The 23534-nt window shown below is 73.0% G+C and carries 16 protein-coding genes; 4 read left to right on the forward strand and 12 right to left on the reverse strand.

Features of this window, described 5'->3' with window-relative positions; translation table 11 throughout:
• Window positions 1-15 precede the first annotated feature (15 nt).
• The 4 genes from ACFYWQ_RS03335 to rplU all read right to left on the reverse strand — a co-directional run bounded on the left by ACFYWQ_RS03335 (window position 16) and on the right by rplU (window position 3944).
• Entirely contained in the window at window positions 16-1578 is a 1563-nt protein-coding gene (locus tag ACFYWQ_RS03335) for an alkaline phosphatase D family protein (protein ID WP_389512320.1), read from the reverse strand.
• Between the two features lie 202 nt (window positions 1579-1780).
• Entirely contained in the window at window positions 1781-3226 is a 1446-nt protein-coding gene (obgE, locus tag ACFYWQ_RS03340) for a GTPase ObgE (protein WP_389512322.1), read from the reverse strand.
• 128 nt (window positions 3227-3354) lie between these two features.
• Entirely contained in the window at window positions 3355-3609 is a 255-nt protein-coding gene (gene rpmA / locus ACFYWQ_RS03345; RefSeq protein WP_389512324.1) for a 50S ribosomal protein L27, read from the reverse strand.
• Window positions 3610-3623: 14 nt separating this feature from the next.
• Window positions 3624-3944: a 50S ribosomal protein L21 gene (gene rplU, locus ACFYWQ_RS03350; protein WP_004931419.1), complete on the reverse strand. Its 321-nt coding sequence runs from the start codon at window positions 3942-3944 to the stop codon at window positions 3624-3626.
• Between the two features lie 247 nt (window positions 3945-4191).
• Here rplU and ACFYWQ_RS03355 point away from each other — a divergent pair, with 247 nt between their 5' ends.
• The 4 genes from ACFYWQ_RS03355 (at window position 4192) to ACFYWQ_RS03370 (ending at window position 9693) form a co-directional block, all read left to right on the forward strand.
• Window positions 4192-4794 (forward strand): acyltransferase, encoded by a 603-nt coding sequence (locus tag ACFYWQ_RS03355; RefSeq protein WP_389512327.1) that lies wholly within the window; start codon window positions 4192-4194, stop codon window positions 4792-4794.
• 218 nt (window positions 4795-5012) lie between these two features.
• Window positions 5013-6116 carry a non-hydrolyzing UDP-N-acetylglucosamine 2-epimerase gene (gene wecB / locus ACFYWQ_RS03360; RefSeq protein WP_389512330.1) on the forward strand — a complete coding sequence of 368 codons (1104 nt, stop codon included), beginning with the start codon at window positions 5013-5015 and terminating at the stop codon, window positions 6114-6116.
• Window positions 6117-6310: 194 nt separating this feature from the next.
• A complete protein-coding gene (locus ACFYWQ_RS03365; protein ID WP_389512868.1) occupies window positions 6311-7555 on the forward strand; it encodes a glycosyltransferase in 1245 nt (414 codons plus the stop codon).
• Entirely contained in the window at window positions 7552-9693 is a 2142-nt protein-coding gene (locus tag ACFYWQ_RS03370) for a glycosyltransferase family 1 protein (RefSeq protein WP_389512332.1), read from the forward strand. The genes ACFYWQ_RS03365 and ACFYWQ_RS03370 overlap by 4 nt, the downstream gene beginning before the upstream one ends.
• A 157-nt stretch (window positions 9694-9850) precedes the next feature.
• On the opposite strand, the gene galE is transcribed toward ACFYWQ_RS03370, so the two are convergent.
• The 8 genes from galE to ACFYWQ_RS03410 form a co-directional block, all read right to left on the reverse strand.
• Window positions 9851-10819 carry a UDP-glucose 4-epimerase GalE gene (gene galE / locus ACFYWQ_RS03375; protein ID WP_389512333.1) on the reverse strand — a complete coding sequence of 323 codons (969 nt, stop codon included), beginning with the start codon at window positions 10817-10819 and terminating at the stop codon, window positions 9851-9853.
• 83 nt (window positions 10820-10902) lie between these two features.
• Window positions 10903-12186 (reverse strand): nucleotide sugar dehydrogenase, encoded by a 1284-nt coding sequence (locus tag ACFYWQ_RS03380; protein ID WP_389512335.1) that lies wholly within the window; start codon window positions 12184-12186, stop codon window positions 10903-10905.
• A gap of 9 nt (window positions 12187-12195) precedes the next feature.
• A complete protein-coding gene (locus tag ACFYWQ_RS03385; protein ID WP_389512337.1) occupies window positions 12196-13908 on the reverse strand; it encodes a glycosyltransferase family 2 protein in 1713 nt (570 codons plus the stop codon).
• A 110-nt stretch (window positions 13909-14018) separates the two neighbouring features.
• A complete protein-coding gene (locus tag ACFYWQ_RS03390; RefSeq protein ID WP_389512339.1) occupies window positions 14019-15038 on the reverse strand; it encodes a Gfo/Idh/MocA family protein in 1020 nt (339 codons plus the stop codon).
• Window positions 15035-16150: a DegT/DnrJ/EryC1/StrS family aminotransferase gene (locus tag ACFYWQ_RS03395; protein WP_389512341.1), complete on the reverse strand. Its 1116-nt coding sequence runs from the start codon at window positions 16148-16150 to the stop codon at window positions 15035-15037. Before ACFYWQ_RS03395 ends, ACFYWQ_RS03390 begins: the two co-directional genes overlap by 4 nt.
• 463 nt (window positions 16151-16613) lie before the next feature.
• A complete protein-coding gene (locus ACFYWQ_RS03400) occupies window positions 16614-20960 on the reverse strand; it encodes a ribonuclease E/G (RefSeq protein ID WP_389512343.1) in 4347 nt (1448 codons plus the stop codon).
• A gap of 273 nt (window positions 20961-21233) precedes the next feature.
• Window positions 21234-21998 (reverse strand): TIGR03936 family radical SAM-associated protein, encoded by a 765-nt coding sequence (locus ACFYWQ_RS03405; protein ID WP_389512345.1) that lies wholly within the window; start codon window positions 21996-21998, stop codon window positions 21234-21236.
• Between the two features lie 48 nt (window positions 21999-22046).
• Entirely contained in the window at window positions 22047-23114 is a 1068-nt protein-coding gene (locus tag ACFYWQ_RS03410) for a hypothetical protein (RefSeq protein WP_389512870.1), read from the reverse strand.
• Window positions 23115-23534: the final 420 nt, after the last annotated feature.

The raw sequence follows: 23534 nt of genomic DNA on the forward strand, positions 1-23534 counted from the left end.
CCTCACCCTCCGGTGTCAGACCGGCCGTACGCCCGGCCTGCCGTCGCTCACCCGCAGCGTCGCCAGCGTCCGGGCGGTCGCCTCGGGCTTCAGGACGGTGTCCACGACCCGGACCCGCGCGTCGACGGCGTCGCGGCGGACGTCGAAGAGGTGGTAGCCGCGGTGGGCGTCGATCAGCTTCCAGTGCGGGTTGTCGGCCTTCAGCGGGTCCCACTGCGCGTGGAAGGCGGCCTGGTCCTGGTCGCCGTTGCTGGAGATCGACGTGCCGACGAACTCGGCGCCGACGACCGCGGAGGACGGGTCGGCGAAGTCCTTCCTCAGGTCGCTGACCATGGTGAGGTGCCGGTCCCCGCTGAGCACGACGGGGTTGCGGACCCGCTCGAACTCCGCGAGCAGGGCGTCGCGTTCCACCTGGTAGCCGTCCCAGGCGTCGTAGTACCACTGCTTGCCCGCCCCGGCCAGCAGGTCGGTCTCGGCCATCATGATCTGCGAGGCGACGAGGTTCCAGCGGGCGTCCGAGCCGTGCAGCGAGTCCAGCAGCCAGCGCTTCTGCTCGGCGCCGAGCATGGTGAGCGCGGGGTCCTGGGCGCCGGCCTGGCCGGTGGCCTGGTCGCTGCGGTACTGCCGGGTGTCGAGGACGTTGAGCCGGGCCAGCCGGCCGAACCGGAAGCTCCGGTGCATGCGGATGTGCGGTCCGTCCGGGATCGCGGTCGCCCGGACCGGCATGTGCTCGTAGTACGCCTGGTAGGCGGCGGTCAGCCGGGCCGTGAACGCGTCGTGCGTCTGTTGGGCGGGGTCCTGCGGGATCTCCCCGGCGTAGTCGTTGTCGACCTCGTGGTCGTCGAAGGTGACCACCCAGGGCGCGTGGGCGTGCATCCGCTGGAGGTCGGGGTCGGTGCGGTACTGCGCGTACCGGTTGCGGTACTGGGTGAGGGTGTACGGCTCGCCGCTCCCCTCGTGCCGGCGGACGGCCGTGGCGGACGGCGCGCTCTCGTAGACGTAGTCCCCGACGAAAAGAACGACGTCGGGGTCCTGCGCGTACATGTCGGCGTACGGCGTGAAGTAGCCGTGCTGCCAGTTCTGGCAGGAGGCGAGGGCGAGGCGCAGGGAGCCGCCGGGGGCGAGCGGGCGGGGGGCGGTGCGGGTGCGGCCGACGCGCGAGAGCTGCCCGCCGGCGCGGAAGCGGTACCAGTAGGTGCGGTCCGCGCGCAGTCCGCGGACGTCCACGTGGACGCTGTGCCCGTACTCGGGCCGGGCCTGGGCGACGCCCCGGCGGACGCCGTTGCCGAACCGTTCGTCGGGCGAGATCTCCCACTCGACCTCGACGGCGCGGTCGGGCATCCCGCCGCCGTTCAGCGGGTCGGGGGCGAGCCGGGTCCACAGCACGACGCCGTCGGGCAGGGGGTCGCCGGAGGTGACGCCGAGGCTGAAGACCCCGTCCGGCAGCCGGGTTCCGGCGGCCCGGGCGGTGGCGGGCAGCCAGAGCTGGGCGGAGGCGGCGGCACCGACCACGGCGGCACCGGCGGTGAGGAAGCGGCGGCGGTCGGGGGAAAGGGTTCTCTTCGGGCCGGGGGCCATCGTGAACTCCCTTGCGTCGCTGGTCACTCGGACACAAGGAAGGTGGCACGGCCGTCCGACCGTCAGGCTGAACGGAGAATCTCGCGTGCATGACAAGCGGAGGGCCAGAGAGAGACCCGCCACGGCCGTGCCGTGGCGGGTCCGGGGCGCCGGTGGGGGGCGGGGCGCCTATGCCGGGGAGCCCGGGCCCCATGTGGCCCGGTCAGAAGGGCTCGAAGCCCTCGAACTCATCGGTGGCCTCGTCGCGTTCGGCCTGGCGGTCGCGGCGGCGCTGGGCCGCGGGACGCGGGGCCTCGAAGCGGTGGTCCTCACCGCGGCGGCCGAGCATCTCGGCGCCGGCGGTCACCGACGGCTCCCAGTCGAAGACGACGGCGTTCTCCTCGGGCCCGATGGCGACACCGTCGCCGGACCGGGCCCCCGCCTTCATCAACTCGTCCTCCACGCCGAGGCGGTTGAGCCGGTCGGCGAGGTAGCCGACGGCCTCGTCGTTGTTGAAGTCGGTCTGCCGCACCCAGCGTTCGGGCTTCTCGCCCCGGACGCGGAACAGCAGCTCCCCGTCGATCTCCTCCCGCGTGACGGTGAAGCCCGCGTCGTCCACGGCCTTGGGCCGGATGACGATCCGCGTGGCCTCCTCCTTGGGCTTGGCCGCGCGGGCCCTGCCGACGAGGTCGGCGAGCGCGAACGACAGCTCCTTGAGCCCCGTGTGCGCGACGGCGGACACCTCGAAGACGCGGTAGCCGCGGGCCTCCAGGTCGGGGCGGACCATCTCCGCGAGGTCCTTGCCGTCCGGCACGTCGATCTTGTTCAGGACGACGATGCGGGGACGGTCGCCGAGCCCGCCGTACTCGCGCAGCTCCGCCTCGATGACGTCGAGGTCGCTGGCGGGGTCGCGGTCGGATTCGAGGGTGGCCGTGTCCAGCACGTGCACGAGCACGCTGCACCGCTCGACGTGCCGCAGGAACTCCAGGCCCAGCCCCCGGCCCTGGCTGGCGCCCGGGATGAGACCGGGGACGTCGGCGATGGTGTAGACGGTCGATCCGGCCGTCACCACGCCCAGGTTGGGCACGAGGGTGGTGAACGGATAGTCGGCGATCTTCGGCTTGGCGGCGGAGAGCACGGAGATCAGGGACGACTTGCCGGCGCTCGGGTAGCCGACCAGCGCCACGTCGGCGACGGTCTTCAGCTCCAGCACGATGTCGTGCAGGTCGCCGGGCTCGCCGAGCAGCGCGAAACCGGGCGCCTTGCGGCGGGCGGACGCGAGAGCCGCGTTGCCGAGGCCGCCACGCCCGCCCTGGGCGGCGACGAAGGAGGTGCCGTGCCCGACGAGGTCGGCCAGCACGTTGCCCGCCCTGTCGAGGACGACGGTGCCGTCCGGCACCGGGAGGACGAGGTCCTGCCCGTCCTTGCCGGAGCGGTTGCCGCCCTCGCCCGGCTTGCCGTTGGTGGCCTTGCGGTGCGGGGAGTGGTGGTATTCGAGCAGCGTGGTCACGGACTGGTCGACGGTGAGGATCACATCGCCGCCGCGCCCCCCGTTGCCGCCGTCGGGACCGCCGAGCGGCTTGAACTTCTCACGGTGGACGGAGGCACAGCCGTGGCCTCCGTTACCCGCGGCGACGTGGAGTTCGACGCGGTCCACGAAGGTGGTCATGGTGGGGTGCCTCCAGCACTTCGGTGATACGTACGGTTCTGTCTACTGCGTAACACGCGAAAGGCGGACCCGCCTTCCCGGATGGGAAGTGAGGTCCGCCTCGCGAAACGTTCGCGGAAAGCCTGAGGTCAGGCGACCGGAACGATGTTCACGACCTTGCGGCCACGGTGGGTGCCGAACTCCACCGAACCGGCCTGGAGAGCGAACAGCGTGTCGTCGCCGCCGCGGCCCACGCCGGAGCCCGGGTGGAAGTGGGTGCCGCGCTGGCGGACCAGGATCTCACCCGCGTTGACGACCTGACCGCCGAAGCGCTTCACGCCGAGCCGCTGGGCATTGGAGTCGCGACCGTTCCGGGTGGACGATGCGCCCTTCTTGTGTGCCATGTCTCCTCAGTCCCTTACTTCGCAGCCGCGGGGATCTCAGTGACCTTGATCGCCGTGTACTGCTGGCGGTGGCCCTGACGACGGCGGTAGCCGGTCTTGTTCTTGTAGCGCAGAATGTCGATCTTCTGGCCCTTGTGGTGGTCCACGACCTCGGCCTGGACCTTGATGCCGGCCAGCACCCACGGGTCGCTGGTCACAGCGTCGCCGTCGACAACGAGCAGGGTCGAGAGCTCGACCGTGTCGCCAACCTTGGCGGTGGAAATCTTGTCAACCTCAACGATGTCACCGACAGCAACCTTGTGCTGGCGGCCACCGCTGCGCACGATGGCGTACACGCGGATCTCACTCTCTTCTCTCGTTTTCCAGATCCCCGCAGTCCAGCTGTCCGGGAACGAACACGGACGGCCTCTCCCGGCCACCGAAGAACCGGCACCCGGGAGGAAGAGGTTTACGGGGATGTGGCACGTCTGTGGACACGCCGACGGTCAAGGTTACGGGGCCGGTGTACAGGGGTCAAACCGGGCCGGGACGCCCCCGGCCCGTATGCTCGCGGGGCGAAGCCGTACTGCGGAAGGCGAAGAAGTGAATTACAGGGTCCAGCCCAGCGCCCAGGTCGACGCGAGCGCCGAGATCGGCGCCGGGAGCAGCGTCTGGGACCTCGCGCAGATCCGGGAGGGTGCCCGCCTCGGGGAGGGCTGCGTGGTCGGCCGCGGCGCGTACGTCGGCTCGGGGGTCCGCATGGGCGACAACTGCAAGCTCCAGAACTACGCCCTCGTCTACGAGCCGGCCGAGCTCGGCGACGGCGTCTTCATCGGCCCCGCCGTGGTCCTCACCAACGACCACAACCCGCGCTCCGTCGACCCCGAGGGCAACCAGAAGCGCGGCGGCGACTGGGAGGCCGTCGGCGTGCGCATCTCCGACGGAGCGTCGATCGGGGCGCGCTCGGTGTGCGTCGCGCCGCTCACCATCGGGCGCTGGGCGATGGTCGCCGCGGGGGCCGTGGTGACGAAGGACGTGCCCGACTTCGCCCTGGTCCTCGGTGTGCCGGCCCGTCAGGTGGGCTGGGTCGGCCGCGCCGGCGTCCGGCTGGTCGCACGCGAGGGCGAGCCGGGCGTGTGGGAGTGCCCGCAGAGCGGCGCCCTGTACGAGGAGAAGGACGGGGTGCTCGTCGAGCGCTCCGTGTGATCCGTCCCGCTCGCCGTCCGGGCGTCCGGGCGGGCACAAGATTCACGAAACCGTTATGCGTCGCCCCCGGACCGCCGTTCCCGCCCCGCTGACCACGGTGTGAACGCGGCGTGAACAGTGCCGGGCGACCCCGCGCCGGCCCGGCCAAGGGCCTGCCGGGGGTCGCCCGTTGCCTACCATTCCCCTACCAAAAGCCCGACCGAGAAGAAGAGTGCTCAGTGAAAGTCATCAGCATCGTCGGAGCCCGACCCCAACTGGTGAAGCTCGCCCCCATCGCGGCGGCCTTCGCGGAGACTGAGCACGAGCACGTGATCGTGCACACCGGGCAGCACTACGACGCCGACCTCTCCGACGTCTTCTTCTCCGGGCTCGGCATCCCCGACCCCGACGTCCACCTCGGCGTCGGTTCCGGCAGCCACGGGGTGCAGACCGGTGCCGTGCTGTCCGCGCTGGACCCGGTGCTGGAGCGGGAGCGGCCCGACTGGGTCCTGGTGTACGGCGACACCAACTCCACCATCGCCGGCGCGCTGTCCGCCGTGAAGATGCACCTGCCGGTCGCGCACCTGGAGGCCGGCCTGCGCTCCTTCAACCGGCGGATGCCGGAGGAGCACAACCGCGTGCTGACCGACCACTGCGCGGACCTGCTGCTGGCCCCGACCGAGGAGGCCGTGCGCCACCTGGCGGGCGAGGGCCTCGCCGAGCGCACCCGCCTGGCCGGCGACGTCATGGTCGACATCTGCCTGCGCATCCGCGACCAGGTGCGGGCCGGCGAGTTCCCGGCGCCGGAGCTGCCCGAGGGCATCGACCCGGCCGAGCCGTTCCTGCTGGCGACCCTGCACCGCCCGGACAACACCGACGACCCCGAGCGGCTCGCCGCGATCGTCGGCTCGCTCGCCAAGCTGCCGGTGCCGGTGGCGCTGGCCGCGCACCCCCGTCTGGTCGCCCGCGCCGAGGAGCACGGCATCGACCTGGCCCAGGGCAACCTCCACGTCGGCCGCCCGCTGCCGTACGCGAGCCTGGTCGCCGCCGTGCTCGCCTCCGTCGGCGTGGTCACCGACTCGGGCGGGCTCCAGAAGGAGGCGTTCCTGCTGGAGCGCATCTGCACCACCATCCGCCCCGAGACGGAGTGGGTGGAAACCGTGCACACCGGTTGGAACGTCCTTGTACCCGACCCGCACACGCTGTCGCCGCAGGAGTGGGCCGAGACGGTGACCCGTCCCGTGCCGACCGCCGACCCCGGCACCCCCTACGGCGACGGCCGCGCGGCGCAGAACGTCGTCCGGCTCATGGAGGAGTGGAAGGGGGGCAGCCGGCCCGCCTGACGCGGCACCGGGGGTCGTGGCCGTCCGCCCCGCGGACGGCCACAAGCGACCCACAGTCCGCGCACGTCAGCGTGCTAGCGTCAACTGCTATGTCATCGTCTCCCACGTCCGGTCCGTCTGCGGAAGGCAGGCGGCCCCACGTCATCTATCTCGCGATCGGCTTCCCTCCGGCCGCCAAGAGCTCCACGTACCGGATGCGCGAGACCGCCAACCAGTTCGTGAAGGCCGGCTGGGACGTCACGGTCGTCAACATCGCCCGGGAGTCCTGGGAACTCGACTCCGGCATCGACCTGTCCCTGCTGGAGCAGGTCGACCCCCGGGTGAACATCGTCGAACTGCCGCTGTCGCGCGAGGACCTGGAGACGGACATCCGCCTCTACGACGAGGCGCGCGCCCTCGACCCCAACGGCTGGGTCGCCCAGCTCCGCCGCCGCCAGACCGCGGCCTTCCCGGAGCCCAACTTCGGTGAGTGGCGCGGCGACCTGGAGCAGGCCGTCCTGCGCATCCACCGGGAGCGGCCGGCCGACCTGCTGCTCGCCAGCTGCGTGCCGTACGTCAACCTCGCCGCGGCCTGGAAGCTGTGGGAGGACGCGAAGGTGCCGTACGCGGTGGACTTCCGCGACGGCTGGTCCATCGACGTCATCGACGGCGTCGAGGCGTTCTCCCGCGACTCCGAGGAGGGCCGCTGGGAGCAGAGGATCCTCGACCACGCGGTGTCCCTGTGGGTCGTCAACGACCCGATCGCCGAGCACTACCGCAAGCGCTACCCGGAGTTCGCCGACCGCGTGCACGTCGTGCGCAACGGCTACGACGCCGACAGCTCGCCGGGCCGGGTGCACAAGGCGGACCGCGAGTCCGGTCTGGTCTTCGGCTACCTCGGCACCGTCAACTTCACCATCCCGCACCTGGAAGTGGTGCTGAACGCCTGGCGCGCGGCCCGCGAGAAGGAACCGCTGCTGGCCAACGCGCGCTTCGAGATCCGCGGCCACCTCGGCAACGGCGCCAGCCGCGGGGCGAACCGGCACGCCGAGGTCCTCAAGGACGCCGAGCCCGACGGCGTCTTCTACGGCGGCCCCGCCGCCAAGGCCGAGGTCTCCTCGATCTACGCCGGCTGGGACGCCATGGTGCTGATCCTGATCGGCGGCCGGTACGTCACCTCCGGCAAGGTGTACGAGTACATGGCGACGGGCCTGCCGATCGTGTCGGCGCACGCCGTCGAGCACGACGCCTCCAACGTGCTGAAGGGCCACCCGCTGTGGACGGGCGCCCCCGGGCTCGACGAGGAGGGCCTGACCGAGTCGTTCATCAGGGCCGCGCACATGGCGGTGGAGACGACCGACGCCGAGCACGCCGAGGCGATGGCCCACGCCGACCAGTTCACTCGCGAGGCGCTGATGTCCGTCGCCGTCAAGAACCTCGTCGAGGAGCTCGCCCCGTGACCGAAGTCCTGCTCGTCGCCGCCGACCGGCCGCAGCTCGGCGTCCTGGCCTCCGCGGTGCGCACGTTCGAGGCCCTGGGGGCGCGCGTGCACCTGGCGGGCGCCTTCCACCTGGAGGCCGAGGGCGTTCCCGAGGAGATCGCCAAGGTCGGGCTGGCCGGTGTGCACCAGCTGCCGCGCAGCCTCAAGCACCGCAGCCAGGCGCTGCGCCGCCGGGCCGGCAAGTCGCCGCGCGGCCTGCGCGTGTGGATGCAGATCGGCCGCGACTCGTGGCTGCGCTCCCGGGCCCGCAAGGCCGACGTGCTCGTCGCGCTGGACGCCGGCTCCGTGTACACGGTGTGGCGGCTGGCCGAGTACAACCGCGGCGCCGCCGCCAAGTTCGGGCTCGCGCCCGCGCTGAAGGCCGTCGAGGAGCTGAAGGACAAGGGCGGCGCCGCGGCCCGCTCCTCCGTCCTGCCGCCGCTGCACGTCGTCGCCCGCGACGTACGCCGCGGTGTCGGCGAGCTGCCCGCCCAGCTGGTGCGGGCGGCCACCCCGCGCACCGTGATGCGCTCCGGCGTCGGCGCCCGGCTGTGGCGCTCCGCCGTGACCGCGCCCGGCATGCCCGTCAAGGTGCGCGCCGCGACCTCGCGGTACGTCGCCGAGGGCATGCAGTGGGCGGGCCGCACCAGCGGTGCCGCGCTGACCCTCGCGGACGCCGCCGCGCGCATCCCGGACCCGAAGCTGCGGGCGGACCTCTACTACGAGGGCGCCATGCAGGAGATCCGCAAGGGCATCAGCCCGCGGATCATCGGCAAGGCGGTCGGGGCCCATCTCGCTTACGCCGACGCGGAGTTCGCCAAGGGTCGTGTCGGCGAGGCGGCCGAGGCGCTGAACCGTGCGCTGTTCCTGGACTTCCACCGGGTGCTGCACATCGACCAGTTGTCGTCGCCGCTGGCCAAGGACGCCGAGGGGTTCGTCGCCCCGCTGCACCGCTCCACGGCGTTCCAGGCGCTGAGCCGCCCCCGCGGCCGCAAGGCGCCCGCGGCGCCCGTGCCCACCGACCGCCCGCTGCGGCTGCTGCTGGCGACGAGCGCCAACGACAACTTCCTGCACCTCATCCGGGAGCACTTCGCCGACCACCCCGGCGTCGAGCTGCGCTACCTGGACCTCGCCTCGAACAAGCACCTCAAGCGGATCTCCTGGGCGGCCCCGAGGATGATCGAGGACCGTCTGTCGGACGGTACGAGCTCCTACCAGGAAGAGGTGGAGCGCCTGATGCGCCCCTACCTCGACTGGGCGGACACGGTGTTCCTGGAGTGGGCGGCGGGCCCGGCCGGCATGCTCACCACGATCGACCCGGGCGACACCCGGATCGTCGTGCGCCTGCACAGCTACGAGGCGTTCACCCGCTGGCCGCACATGACGGACTTCTCCCGGATCGACGACATGGTGTTCGTCGCGCCCCACGTGAAGGACCTCACCACCTCGCTCGTGCCGGTGCTCCGCGGCGAGCAGGCCCCGCGTTTCCACGTCCTGGACAACGCCATGGACCTGTCGGGCTTCGACCGGACCAAGCCGGCCGAGGCCCGGTTCAACCTGGGGCTGATCGGCATCAGCCAGGTCGCCAAGGACCCCAAGTGGGCCGTGGACGTCCTCCAGCGGGTCCGCAAGCACGACGAGCGCTACCGGCTGATCCTGGTCGGCGGCGACATGGACCCGAAGACCAGCCAGGCCACCCGCGAGTACCGGCGCGAGTTCGACCGGCTGATCGCCCCGCTGGAGGAGTCCGGCGCGGTCGTGAAGCTCGGGCCCACGGACGACGTCCCGTCGAAGCTGGTCGAGATCGGGACGATCCTCAGCTCCTCGGTGCGCGAGGGCTGCCACGTCGGCCTGATGGAGGGCGCCGCCAGCGGTGCCGTCCCCGTCGCGCGCGACTGGCCGTTCTACGCGGGCAAGCCCAACAGCGCCCGCACCCTCTACCCCGAGGGCTGGGTCGTGGCCTCCCCCGCGGAGGCGGCCGAGCGGATCCTGAAGCTCACGGCCACCGAGGAGGCCTGGCGCGCCGCCGGCGAGCAGGCCACCGAGCACGCGCTGACGGTGTGGGACTGGCCCGTGGTGCGCAAGCACTTCGAGAAGCTGTTCCTCGAACAGGGCTGAGCCCGGCGAGGCCTGACGGCCGAGGCGCACACGAGGAAGGGCCCCCGGATTCCGGGGGCCCTTCCTCGTTGCGCGGGTGACGTGCTGCGCGGGTGGCGTCACCTGGCGGGCGTTCCGCACGGGGGCGTGCCCCTCAGGTGACGTGCCGCGGGTGGCGTCACGGGTGCCGCAGCCGCCACCCCGCCCACGCCGACTCCACCATCTCCCGCACGTCCCGCCGGGCGCTCCAGCCGAGTTCCGTACGGATCAGGTCCGCGGAGGCCACCACCCGCGCCGGGTCGCCGGGGCGGCGCCCCCGCACCCGCGGCGTGAGGCCGGTGAGGCCGGTGACGTCCTGGATGATGCCGACCATCTCCGCGACCGAGACGCCCTCACCCCGCCCGATGTTGAGGACCAGCCGGGCCTCCGGGTCGGCGGCGAGCCGGCGTGCGGCCGCGACGTGCGCGGTGGCGATGTCCTCGACGTGGATGTAGTCGCGGACGCAGGTGCCGTCGGGGGTGGCGTAGTCGTCGCCGAAGATCAGCGGCGACTCACCGGCGTCGATGCGCTCGAACACCATGGGGACGAGGTTGAAGACGCCGTCGTCGCCCAGCTCGGGCGTGGCGGCGCCCGCCACGTTGAAGTAGCGCAGCGAGGCCGTCGCCATGCCGTGCCGGGCGCCGACCGCGGCCACCAGCCACTCGCCGGCCAGCTTGGTCTCGCCGTAGGGGTTGATGGGCGTGCACGGCGTCTTCTCGGTGACGAGGTCGACGTCGGGCATGCCGTACACGGCGGCGGACGAGGAGAACAGGAACCGGCCGACGCCCGCGCCGGCGGCCGCGTCGAGCAGGACGCGCAGGCCCTCCACGTTCTCGCGGTAGTAGTACAGCGGCCGGTCGACGGACTCGGCCACCTGCTTCTTGCCCGCGATGTGCACGATGCCGGTGACGGCGTGCTCGCGCAGCACCCGGTCGACGGTCCCGCGGTCGAGGACCGTGCCGGTCTCCAGCACGACACCGTCCGGGAGCCGCTCGGCCCGACCCGTGCTCAGGTCGTCGAGGACGACGACGGACTCACCGGCGTCGATCATCGCCTTCACCACATGGGAGCCGATGTAGCCGGCCCCGCCCGTGATCAGCCAGGTCATGAAGAACCCTTCCTGCACCGGGGCCCCGCCCCGGGTGCGGGGGGCGGGGCCACGAGGTTGTCCGTGTGACTGCGTGGGCGTCCTCAGCCGCCGATGACGACCCGGCGGACGCCCTTCCAGGCCTCCGGGTCGGTCGTGCGGCGGCCGTCGACGAGGACGGTGACGTCCGGCAGGTCGGCCGGGGTCAGGGTGCGGTACTCGGCGTGGTCGGCCTGGAGGACGGCGGCGGTGACCTTCTCGCCCGCGTGCGGGGTGAGGCCGTGCGCGGCCAGCTCCTCGTCCGTGTACATCGGGTCGGAGACGAACGGCACCGCGCCGCGCGCCTTCAGCGCCTCGACGGTCGGGAAGACGCCGGAGAAGGCGGTCTCCTTGACGCCGCCGCGGTAGGCGGCACCCAGCACGAGCACGTTGACGCCGGTCAGGTCGCCGTAGGCGGCGGCCAGCAGGTCGACGGCGTACTCGGGCATCGCGGCGTTCGCCTCACGGGCGGAGCGCACGACGGTCGCCGCCGGGTCGTTCCACAGGTACATCCGCGGGTAGATCGGGATGCAGTGGCCGCCGACGGCGATGCCCGGCTGGTGGATGTGGCTGTAGGGCTGCGAGTTGCAGGCCTCGATGACCTTCTTGACGTCGATGCCGTTGTCGTCGGCGAACCGCGCGAACTGGTTGGCCAGGCCGATGTTGACGTCCCGGTAGGTGGTCTCGGCCAGCTTGGCCAGCTCGGAGGCCTCGGCGGTGCCGAGGTCCCACACGCCGTTCGGCCGCGGCAGGTCGGCGCGCTCGTCGAAGTCGAGGACCTGCTCGTAGAACTCCACGCCGCGGGCCGTCGACGCCTCGTCGATGCCGCCGACCAGCTTCGGGTAGCGGCGCAGGTCGGCGAAGACCCGGCCGGTGAGGACGCGCTCGGGGGAGAACACCAGGTGGAAGTCCTCGCCCGCGGTCAGGCCGGAGCCCTCGGCCAGCATCGGCGCCCAGCGGGTGCGGGTGGTGCCGACCGGCAGGGTGGTCTCGTACGACACGAGCGTGCCCGGCTTGAGGCCCTGGGCGATCGCCTTCGTCGCGGAGTCCATCCAGCCGAAGTCCGGCGTGCCCTCGGCGTCGACGAACAGCGGGACGACCACGACGACGGCCTCGGAGTCGGCGACCGCGGCCGCGGTGTCCGTCGTCGCCGTCAGCAGCCCGGCGTCGACGGCCTGCTTGAGCTTGACGTCGAGGTCGTGCTCGCCGGGGAACGGCTCGACACCGGCGTTGACCAGCTCGACGACCTTCTCGTTGACGTCCGCGCCGATGACCCGGTGGCCCTTGGAGGCGAACTGCACCGCCAGCGGGAGCCCGATCTTGCCGAGCGCTACTACACAGATGTTCATGGAGGGTCGCTACTTCCTTCTGGAACCGGCCGGCTTCTTGGCACCGTTCGGCTCGGACTTCTTGGCGCCGCCCCGCTTCACGCGGACGGCGCCGGACTTCAGTTTCCCGAACAGGCGCCCGAGCGCCCGCCGCACCAGTGTCCTCTTCGGGGGGTGCAGCTGGGCCGTGTCGATGACCACACGCCCCTTGTCGTTCACCAGCGCCGACGCACGGTACAGGTCCGTCTCCGGCCCCCACAGACGCGCCAGCGGCATGGGCAGTCCCTGGCCGCGCACGGGGATCTCGTACGTCCGCCCGGCGAGGTCCAGGTAGACCCGCACCCCGCGTCTGGCGGTGACGTGCTCCAGCGGGACGCGGGCGTGCAGCACGCTTCCCGCGCCGTCCTCGGCGGGCTCCACCCGCATCTCGCCGACGGCCGGCGCCAGGACCTGCCCGGCCTTCAGCCGGCGTGCGCCGGGCTTGTCGGCCGACTTGGGCATGGCGCCCTTGACGAGCCGCAGCACCACGCCCGCGCGCTCGACGTCACCGACGACGGGCACCCGTACGGACGCCGTGTAGGTGAGCCCGTCGTCCTGCTGTTCCCAGCCGGAGGCGAGCAGTTCGGTGCCCTGGGCGAGCCGGCCCGGGACCGACTCCCCCACCAGCTCGTAGACGCGGTCGGACACGCCGGTGCCCGGGTCGCGGAAGCCCGGGTAGCGGGCGTAGGCGCGCTCGCCCTCGGCGACGAACGGCGGTGCCCCGTGCTCCTTCTCGGAGGTGACGGCCTCGCACAGTTCGTCGATCGCCCCGGCGTGCGCCAGCGCGATGCGCACCCGGCGCTTGACGTCCATCGCGTCGCGGATGCCGTCGGTGAAGTAGCTGTCGGCGAGCCGCGCGACGCCCGCGCAGAGCTGCCGCTGCAACTCGCGGTCCAGGCCGGGGAAGTCGTCCTGGACGAGCTTGGCCAGTTCCCACGTGAAGTGCCGGCGCAGCACGGCGTCACGGTCGGGGCCCGCCTGGATGAGACCGGCCGTGAAGTCCATGATCTCGGCCGCGCACCGCAGCCGCGCCAGGTGGTCGGCGCGGTAGGTGATGTTGCTGGCGTCGCCGCGCTTGACCGCGTAGTAGCAGGTGTAGTCGGCGACCACCGAGATCCGCCGGGCGCGGACGCACGCCTCGATGGTGAACGGCTGGTCGCTGCCCACGGGCATGTGCTCGGGGAAGCGCAGCTTGTGCTTCTCGACCAGCTCGCGCCGGAACAGCTTGGTGTTGGCCAGGGTGAACGGCAGCGCGGAGTCGTACAGGCTGACGTCGGCGGTGTTCTCCTTGTAGAGCGCCTGGTGGACGTAGCGGCCGTTGGTGCCGACCATCTTGCCGATGACGACGTCCGACTCGTTCCGGTCGGCGCACTTCACCATGCGCTCCAGGGCTTCCTCGCCGAGGTAGTCGTCGGAGCCGATGAAGTAGACGTACCGGCCCGTGGCCACCTCCAGCGCCCGGTTGCTGGGCGCGGCGGGGCCGCCGGAGTTGGGCTGGTGGATCACCTTGACGGTGTCCGGGTACAGCGCCGCGAACCGGTCGAGTTCGCGGCCGCTGTCGTCGGTGGAGCCGTCGTCGACGGCGACGACCTCCAGCCGGTCCCGGCCGATGCTCTGCCCGAGGAGGGAGTTCAGGCACTCCGTCAGGTAGGGCATCGTGTTGTAGACGGCAACGATGACGCTGACGTCAGGCGCAGCACTCATTCTCCGGCTCCTGGTCTCCGACAGCCGGCGGCCGGCTGGGTCCTGCGGGGAAGGTCTCACAGAACATAGGAGTCCCGCCGAGCGCGTGCCGTTCCCCCCGCGGGTGACGCTCAGCTGCCATGGACGGCCAGGTCCTCCGGCTGAAGGGACACGCTGCGGTTCTCCGTCGCCGACAGCAGCACCGCGGCCGCGACCTCGACGGTCCGCATGCCCTGGCGCAGGGTGCAGATGTCGGCGTCCTTGCCGAGCACGGCGTCCCGGAACAGTTCGTGCTCGACGAGCAGCGGCTCCCGCTTCGGGATGGCGTAGCGGATCATGTCACCTTCGGAGACACCGCGGAAGGCGCGCAGGGCCTCCCACTCGGTGGTGACCGCCGCGTTGGAGTGGAACGTCAGGTCGGCGGTGAGGGTGTCGGCGATGAAGCAGCCGCGCTCACCGGTGACCGACGTGAACCGCTCCTTGAGCGGGCTCAGCCAGTTGACCAGGTGGTTGACCATGGTGCCGTCGTCCAGGCGGCCGACCGCGGAGACCATGTCCTCGTGCGGGCGGCCGCTCTTGGAGACGGTGTGCGCGGCGATGGACACGTACTGGCGGCCCGTCACCCAGCCGGTGAGGTCGATGTCGTGCGTGGCCAGGTCCTTGACCACGCCGACGTCGGCGATCCGGTGCGGGAACGGGCCCTGGCGGCGGGTGACGACCTGGTAGACGTCGCCGAGCTCGCCGGCCTCCAGGCGGGCGCGCAGCGAGCGCAGCGCCGGGTTGCACCGCTCGATGTGGCCGACGCCGGCCACCAGGCCCCGCGACTCGAACGCGTCGACGAGCCGGCGGGCTCCCTCGACGGTGTCGGCGACCGGCTTCTCGATCAGCGCGCAGACGCCGGCCTCGGCGAGCGCCAGACCGACCTCCTCGTGCAGATGGGTCGGACAGGCCACGACGGCGTAGTCGATCCCGAGGGCGATCAGCTCCTGGACGGTGTCCAGGACGGGGGCGCCCTGCGCGGCGCCGAACGTGTCGCCCATCGGGTCGACGACGCCGACCAGCTCGACGCCGTCCAGACCGGACAGCACACGGGCGTGGTGACGCCCCATCGAACCGAGGCCGACGAGTCCGGCCCGCAGCGGCTTGCTCACAGCTGCTCTCCCAGCGCGTTCACGGCGGTGACGATGCGGTCCAGGTCCTGCTGGGTCAGCGCGGGGTGGACCGGCAGGGACACGACCTCGGCGGCCGCGCGCTCCGTCTCCGGCAGGTCCCAGGTGCGGCCGGCCTTCTGGTCCGGCTCCCAGAACGGCTTGAGCCGGTGGATCGGGGTCGGGTAGTACACGGCGTTGCCGATGCCCGCCTCGGTCAGCTTCGCCATGGCGGCGTCGCGGTCGCCCCGGACGCGCACGGTGTACTGGTGGTACACGTGGCGGGCGCCCTCGGCCGGCTTCGGCGTCACCACGTTCGGCGCGGTGATGTGCTCGGTGAGGTAGGCGGCGTTGGCGATGCGCTGCTCGGTCCAGCCCTCGACCTTGGTCCGCTGCACCCGGCCGATCGCGGCGGAGACGTCCGTCATGCGCACGTTGGCGCCGACGATCTCGTTGGCGTAGCGCTGCTCCATGCCCTGGTTGCGCAGCAGGCGCAGGGTCCGGGCGACCTCCGCGTCGGCCGTGCTGATCATGCCGCCCTCGAGGCTGTGCATGTTCTTGGTCGGGTAGAAGCTGAAGGTGCCCGCGGCGCCGAAGGCGCCGACCGGCGTGCCGTGCTGCGCCGCCGCGTGGGCCTGGCAGGCGTCCTCGACGACGGCGAGCCCGTGCTGCGCGGCGATCGCCATGATCCGGTCCATCGCGGCCGGGTGGCCGTACAGGTGGACCGGCATGACCGCCGCGGTGCGCGGGGTGATCGCCGCTTCGAAGGCCGCCGGGTCCAGACAGAAGGTGTCGGCCTCGATGTCGGCGAAGACGACGTCGGCGCCGACCAGCCGGACCACGTTGGCGGATGCCGCGAAGGAGAACGACGGCACGATGACCTCGTCGCCCGGACCGATGCCCAGCGCCATGAGGGCCAGGTGCAGCGCGGAGGTGCCGGAGTTGACCGCGACGCAGTGCCGCCCGGCGACCAGCTCCGAGAACTCCTCCTCGAAGGCGGCCACCTCGGGACCCTGGACGACCCGGCCGCTGCGCAGCACGCGCACCGCGGCCTCGATCTCCTCCTCGCCGATCACAGGCTTGGCGGCCGGTATGAACTCATGGGCGTCGGTCATCGACATCCCCTCCTCTACGGCGACCTCGAAGGCGCGTCGTGCGTGATCGGGAAGGGACCGCGTCGAACCCGGCACGGCCGCATCCCCGGGTGTTCACCGCCGCCTGTGGGCGGGCGAACAAGTTGTGTACAGGACCCCGCCCCCGAGGGTTCCTTGCGGGAAGACAGCCGTATCCCGGCTGAAGGACCGGACGTGCAGTTCGGCTGTGGTCACGGTGCGCATGGCTGTGGCCACCGAGACCGGCGCTCACGTTACCAGCACAGACACAGTGACTTTCCCCAGGGTTACCACAGAGAAACCCCCTCGACGGGCGCCCTCCATCACAAGCAGAACACAGGGTAACGCGCTCGGTAACAAGCGGCGAAACACGCGGCGGCGCGGGTCGCCCGGTATCGCACCGGGTTCCCCGCACCGCCGTCGTCGCACCGCCGTCACCGCACCGGCCCGGAGGCCGGCGGGACCGTCAGTCCTGCGTGGCCGCCGAGACGGAGGGGGCGCTCTGCTGCGCCGCCGCCGTCTTCTTGGCCACCGTCTTGGCGGCCTTCTTGGCCGTCGTCTTCTTGGCGGCCGTCTTCTTCGCGGCCGTGGCGGTCTTCTTGGCCACGGTCTTCTTGGTGGCGGCCTTCTTGGCGGTGGCCTTCTTGGCCGTCTTGCGGGCGGCGGCCTTCTTGGCCGGGGCGGCCTCGGCCGGCTCCTCGGCCGGCTCCTCGGCCGACTCCGCCGCCGGCGCCTCGGTCACCGCTTCGGCCGGGGCCTGGGCGGGAGCCTCGGCCGGGGCTTCGGCCGGGGACTCCGCGGCGGCCTGTGCCGGAGCGTCCGCCGCGGCCGACGGGACGACCACGACGGCCGTCTCCTCGGACGTGGTGGGCGCCGTCGCCTTGCGCACGGCCCGGCGCCGCGGACGGGCCGGGGCCGCGCTCTCGGCGACCGGCTCGGCGGCCGGCTCGGCGACGGCCTCCGCCGGGGCCTGCGCCTCGGGCGCGGGCTCGACCGGGGCCTCGGCCTGCGCCGGCGCGGTCTCGGCGACCGTCACGACGGCGGCCTCGGCCCCCTCGGGGGAACCGGCCGGAGCGGACACCTTGCGGGTGGCCCGACGGCGCGTGCGGCCCTTGGGCGCGGCCTCCTCCGCGGCGGCCGGGGCCTCGACGACCGGGTCCTCGACGGCGGCCGGCTCGGCCTGCGCGGCGACGGCCTCGGCCGGCTGCACCGGACGCTCGGCCTCGTCCTCGGCGGTGACGTCCTGAGCGGTGGGAACCGTCTCGGCGCCCGCCGTGGCCGGCTCCGCCGGAGCCTGGGACACGGCGGCCTTCGGCGCGGCGGAGCCCCTCGGCGCACCCGCCGGGGCGGACGCCCGACGGCTCGCCCGGCGACGGCCGCGACCGCGCGTGGCCGCGGCCTCCGCCTCGGCGACGCTGCTGTACAGCTCCTCGTCGGGCGCGAAGTCGGGGGCCTCCAGCGCGACCGGCGCGGCCGCCTCGGCGGCGACCTCGGCCTCGCTCTCGGTCTCCTCGGCGATGGTCACCGGGGTCTCGGCGGCCACGGCCTCGTGCTCGTGGTCGGGAACCTGCCCGTCCGCGCCGCGGCCGCGCTTCTTGCGCTTGCCCCCGCCGCCGGCGGAGGTCGGCTGCTCGACGTGGACGATGACACCGCGGCCGTTGCAGTGCACGCAGGTCTCGGAGAAGGACTCCAGCAGCCCCTGCCCCACCCGCTTGCGGGTCATCTGGACCAGGCCCAGCGAGGTCACCTCGGCGACCTGGTGCTTCGTGCGGTCCCGGCCCAGGCACTCCAGCAGGCGCCGCAGCACCAGGTCCCGGTTGGACTCCAGCACCATGTCGATGAAGTCGATCACGATGATGCCGCCGAGGTCGCGCAGCCGCAGCTGGCGCACGATCTCCTCGGCCGCCTCCAGGTTGTTCCTGGTGACCGTCTCCTCCAGGTTGCCGCCCTGGCCGGTGAACTTGCCGGTGTTGACGTCGATGACGACCATCGCCTCGGTCCGGTCGATCACCAGCGAGCCGCCGCTGGGCAGCCAGACCTTGCGGTCCAGCGCCTTGGCGAGCTGCTCGTCGATCCGGTACGTGGCGAAGACGTCGACCTCGGAGGTCCACCGGGACAGCCGCTGGGCGAGGTCCGGCGCGACGTGCGACACGTACCCGTGGATCGTCGACCACGCGTCGTCGCCGCTGACGACGACCTTGGTGAAGTCCTCGTTGAAGATGTCGCGCACGACCCGGACGGTCATGTCCGGCTCGCCGTAGAGCAGCGTCGGGGCGTTGCCGCTCTTGGCCTTCTTCTGGATGTCCTCCCACTGCGCCTGGAGCCGCTCGACGTCCCGGCGCAGCTCGTCCTCGCTCGCGCCCTCGGCGGCGGTGCGCACGATGACGCCCGCGTCCTCGGGGACGATCTTCTTGAGGATGCTCTTCAGCCGGGCCCGCTCGGTGTCGGGCAGCTTGCGGCTGATGCCGGTCATCGAGCCCTCGGGCACGTACACGAGGTAGCGGCCGGGGAGGGAGACCTGGCTGGTCAGCCGGGCGCCCTTGTGTCCGATCGGGTCCTTGGTGACCTGTACCAGGACCGACTGGCCGGACTTCAGGGCGGACTCGATGCGGCGCGGCCCGTTGGCCATGCCCAGCGCCTCGAAGTTGACCTCGCCGGCGTACAGGACGGCGTTGCGGCCCTTGCCGATGTCGATGAAGGCGGCCTCCATCGACGGCAGGACGTTCTGGACCTTGCCCAGGTAGACGTTGCCGACGTACGAGGTCGACTGCTCCTTGTTGACGTAGTGCTCGACGAGCACGCCGTCCTCCAGGACGCCGATCTGGGTCCGGTCGCCGTGCTGCCGGACGACCATCACGCGCTCGACGGCCTCGCGGCGGGCCAGGAACTCGGCCTCGGTGATGATCGGGACGCGGCGGCGGCCCTGCTCACGGCCCTCACGCCGGCGCTGCTTCTTGGCCTCCAGGCGGGTCGAGCCCTTGATGGACTGCACCTCGTCGGACGGCTCGCTCGCCTTGCGCGGCTCGCGCACCTTGACGACCGTGCGCTCGGGGTCGCCCTCGCCCGCCTCGCCGTCCGTGGAGGTGTCCCCGGCACGGCGGCGACGACGGCGGCGGCGACGGCTGCCGGCGGTGGAGCCGCCCGCTTCGTCGAGGTGCCCCTCCTCGGCGTCCTCTTCCTCCTGCTCGGCGGTGTCCTCGGCGTCCTGCTCGGCCTGCTCGGCGGCGAGGTCGTCGGACTCGCCGTCCCCGGCCTCTCCGTCGGCGGACTCGCCACGGCGGCGGCGACGGCCGCCACGGCGGCGGCGACGGCGCGAACCGCTGTCCTCGGTCTCGTCGTCGCCCTCGACGACGTCCTCGGCGGCCTCGTCGTCCTCCTCCGGCTCCGCCTCCTCCTCCACGGCGGCGGGCACGGCGGCGCTCGGCGCGGGCTCGGCGCTCTCGTCACCGGCGCCGGCGCTGCGGCGACGGCGGCGGCGGCGCGAACCGGCCGCCTCCTCGGGCAGCTCCTCGGCGGACTCGACGGACACGACCGGCGCGGCGGGCGCCGCGGGCGCCTCGGCCTCGGCGGGTGCGACGGCCTCCGCCGGCTCGACGGCCTCCGCCTCGGCGGCGGCCGCTTCGGCCGCCGCGCGCTGCGGCGTCTGGAAGCGGGGCTCGGTGAACACGGGCGCCTGGAACACGGCGACGGCGGGACGTGCCGGGCGCCGCGGCGCGTCGGCGTCCTCGCCGGCCGGCCGCGCGGGCTCGGAGAAGCCGCCGGCGGCCTTGCGGACGACACGCCGACGCGCACGGCGCGGAGCGGCGTCCTCGTCGGCCGGTGCGGCAGGGGCCGTGGCCTCGGGGGCCGCGACCGGCTCGGCGGCGGGCCGCTCGGCAGCGGCGGCGGGCTGCTGGGCCTCGGCGGCCTCGGGAGCGGTGCCGGCCTCGGCCGTCTCGGCGGCGGCCTCACCGGTCTCGGCGGGCGCGGACACGCGGCGCGTGGCCCGACGACGGGTGCGGCGCGGTGCGGCCTCCTCGGCGGCGGGCGTCTCGGCGGGGGCCTCCGTCCCGGCGCTCACGGCCGGCTCGGCGACGGCGGGCGCGGCCTCGGTCCGGGGCTCGGTCTCCGTCTCGCCCTCGGCGGTCTGCGGCGCGGCGGCGGGCGCGGACACCCGGCGGGTGGCACGGCGGCGGGGACGCGCGGGCGCGGCCTCGGCGACCGGCTCCGCAGCAGCGGCCTCGGTGGTCCCGGCGGTCTCAACGGCCTCGACCGTCTCAGCAGCCACCGCGGGCACCACGGTCTCGGCCGCCTCGACCGACACCGGAGCCCCAGCAGGCGCGGACGCCCGACGCGTGGCACGACGACGCGGACGCGCGGACGCCGCCTCGGCAACCGGCTCCGCCGCAGCAGTCTCGGCGGCCTCAACGGCCTCGACCGTCTCAACGGTCTCGGCAGCCACCGCGGGCACCACGGTCTCGGCCGCCTCGGCCGACACCGGAGCCCCGGCAGGCGCGGACGCCCGACGCGTGGCACGACGACGCGGACGCACGGACGCCGCCTCGGCAACCGGCTCCGCCGCAGCAGTCTCGGGGGCCTCGACGGTCCCGTCCGCCGCGGCCTCGTCGCTGGGGTCCGTCACCAGATCGGCGACGGACTCGGCGGCCGGTATGGCCGGCGCGACCGTCTCGGCCGGGGTGTCGGTGGTGGCGACCGGCGGACCGGCCGGGCGGGAAGCGGCACGGCGCCGACGACGCGGCGGCAGGGTGTCGCTGGGGGTGTTGTTCGATGCGGAGTCCGTCACGGACTCGATGGGTTCGGTCGGCTCGAGCATGCGGGTGTGTCTCCCGTCAGGCTCCCGGGCGCCGCACCTGGTCCGGCATCGACCTCGTCGATCGCCGTTGACGTCCGCGGCTCGCGCTGTGCGCGGTGCCGCCGTCCGGGGCGCGGCCGCCGCACGGGAGCTCTCTGTGTCTTGTCTCGCCGGTTCCGTACGCCATGTTGCGTACGGCCTGGCGAAAGTCTTCTGGTCGGTGCGCTGCCCGACCCAGGTGGCTCCCGAGTACGAGGGCGGCGCTACGACGTCCGTCCCTGTGCGGAACCTTCCTTACGCCGGCGCCTTCGCGGCGGCAGTCGGTTCGGCCGTTGAGTGGGCCTCGGCTGCCTCGCGGTCGGGCGCGAGCGGGTCGGTCACCGCGCCGGTCTCTTCATCGAACAGCCCCTGCGCCAGCCTGGTCACCGCTGCGGGGACCGGCGGCGCCAGGTCGGCCACGGCGCGGAGACCGGACAGGACGTCGTCGGGTCGTACGGCAGGCGTCACGTGCCGAACCACCAGCCGCAGTATCGCACAGGGCTGGTCGATAGGCCTATCAGCCGGTGGCAGGTGCGTTTCCAGCCGTACGACGGCGGGGCGGGCGTCGAAGGTACGGACGCCGTTCTTGGTGAGGCGCTGGACCTCGACGGTGTCGGCCCCGTTGAAGGCCGCCACCGCGCGGTCGGCGTCCGCGGGGTCCACGCCGGGCAGGCGCAGTTCCCACACGGAGGCCGTGAGCCGGTCGGCGAGCCCCGTGGTGCGGGCCTCGACCGCCTCGATCACGTCGAGCCCGGTGGGCAGCGACTCGTCGAGGAGCTCACGCAGCTTCTGCGGATCCCGCGCCTCGGTGAGCGCGATCTCCAGGTACTCCGCCTCGCTGCCCGTGCCGGTGGGTGCGGCATTGGCGTACGACACCTTCGGGTGCGGCGTGAACCCCGCCGAGTACGCCATCGGCACCTCGGCACGGCGCAACGCGCGCTCGAAGGCGCGCTGGAAGTCACGGTGGCTGGTGAACCGGAGGCGGCCGCGCTTGGTGTAGCGCAGTCGGATGCGCTGCACCGCGGGTGCGGGCGGCGGGCCTTCGGGCTGTCGCTTGCCCAGTGTCGTTCAGTCCTTCGTGAGAGCGGTCGTACTGCTACCAAGAGTACGTGTCCCACGGGCGGAAGGTTCCCCGCGGGCCGCGCCTTCCCGCTGCGGGGCCTCGCCGAAGAGCATCCGCCGGACGTCCGCGCGCGCCTGCCGTACGGACTGCCGGGCGGCGGTCAGGGCCTGGGCGGCGGCCCGGCCCGCGGCGCGGACGGCCTCGGCTGCCGGGCGCAGGACGGTGTCGCGGAGGACGTGTCCCACCGGGACCAGCACGGTCCGGTACAACCGGCGCACCGGCTCCACGAAGATCCACCGGAAGAGGGTCGCCAGGAACCGGCCCACGACGAGCGAGACGCGCCCCGCGATCCGCCAGGCATGCCCGAGGGCGTCCCCCACCTCCCGTACGACGACGGCGAGGACCCGGCCGACGGGTGCGAGGACCCAGCGCCAGAGCGCGACCACGGGCAGGACGAGCAGGATCCGGGCCGTCCAGTACAGGACCCGGCCGAGCCCGGAGACGAGCGCGCGCAGCACCCACAGGAGCCCCCGCGCGCACCGGGCGACGGCCCGGCCGACCGGCGTCAGCACCCACCTGTACACCGCGCGGGCGGGGACGGCGATCAGGTACCGCGCCAGCCAGACCAGCGCCGCGCCGAGGCCGGTGCCGACCGGGGTGAGTACGCGCGCGTACAGCAGGGCGACGACCGCGCCGACCGCCCTGACCAGCCATGCGACGGCGTGGCCGACGGGCGTGAGGACATAGCGGTGGCACGCCGTCAGGGGGATGACGACCAGCACCTTCCCGAGCAGTCCGAGCGCCCGTCCGGCGGGGACGACGACGTACCGCCACAGGCCGGCGAGCGGCAGGACGAACAGGACCCTGCCCAGCCACAGCAGGCCCCGGCCGACCGGCCGCAGCACCGTGTCCCGCAGGAAGCGGCCGGCGACGACGAGGGCGTCCCACGCCATCCGCACCGGCACGACCAGCACGAACACGACGATCCGCACGGGCAGCCGGATCGCGACCACGAGGCACCCCTCGGGCGGCGGCTGCGCGGGCGGTCGGGCGGGCGGCTTGTCGAGGTCCATGTACGGGTAGACGCCGCAACCGCCCGCGCGGATCCCGCGCGGGCGGCGGAAACAGGGGGAACGCCCCGCGGCGACGAGCCGGGCGACGCACGGCACGGAGCGTTCGCGGCCGCTCTCCACCCCGCCCCCGCCCCCGCCCTCCGTCCCCGCCGCTGGGCGACCACCCATCAGCACCCATCAGCACCCATCTGATTAGTCCGATATGTCGACCAATGGGCGCGTTCCGGGCCGGAAACCGGCTGGACGCTCCGCGTCCCGGTCAAGCTCGCATCCGAGTTCGGGGCATCACTCGAACCGGTTGAGGCAAGGAGCACACAGATGAGTCCTGTCTTCAGGACGCCTACGACCACTTCGCGGCGGAGACCGGCGACTTCACGTCCGGGACTGCCGGCCGGGCACGCGTGCGCGAGGGCGGGTACG

This window comes from Streptomyces sp. NPDC003247 (assembly GCF_042888135.1).
In the GTDB taxonomy this organism is placed as follows: Bacteria; Actinomycetota; Actinomycetes; order Streptomycetales; family Streptomycetaceae; genus Streptomyces.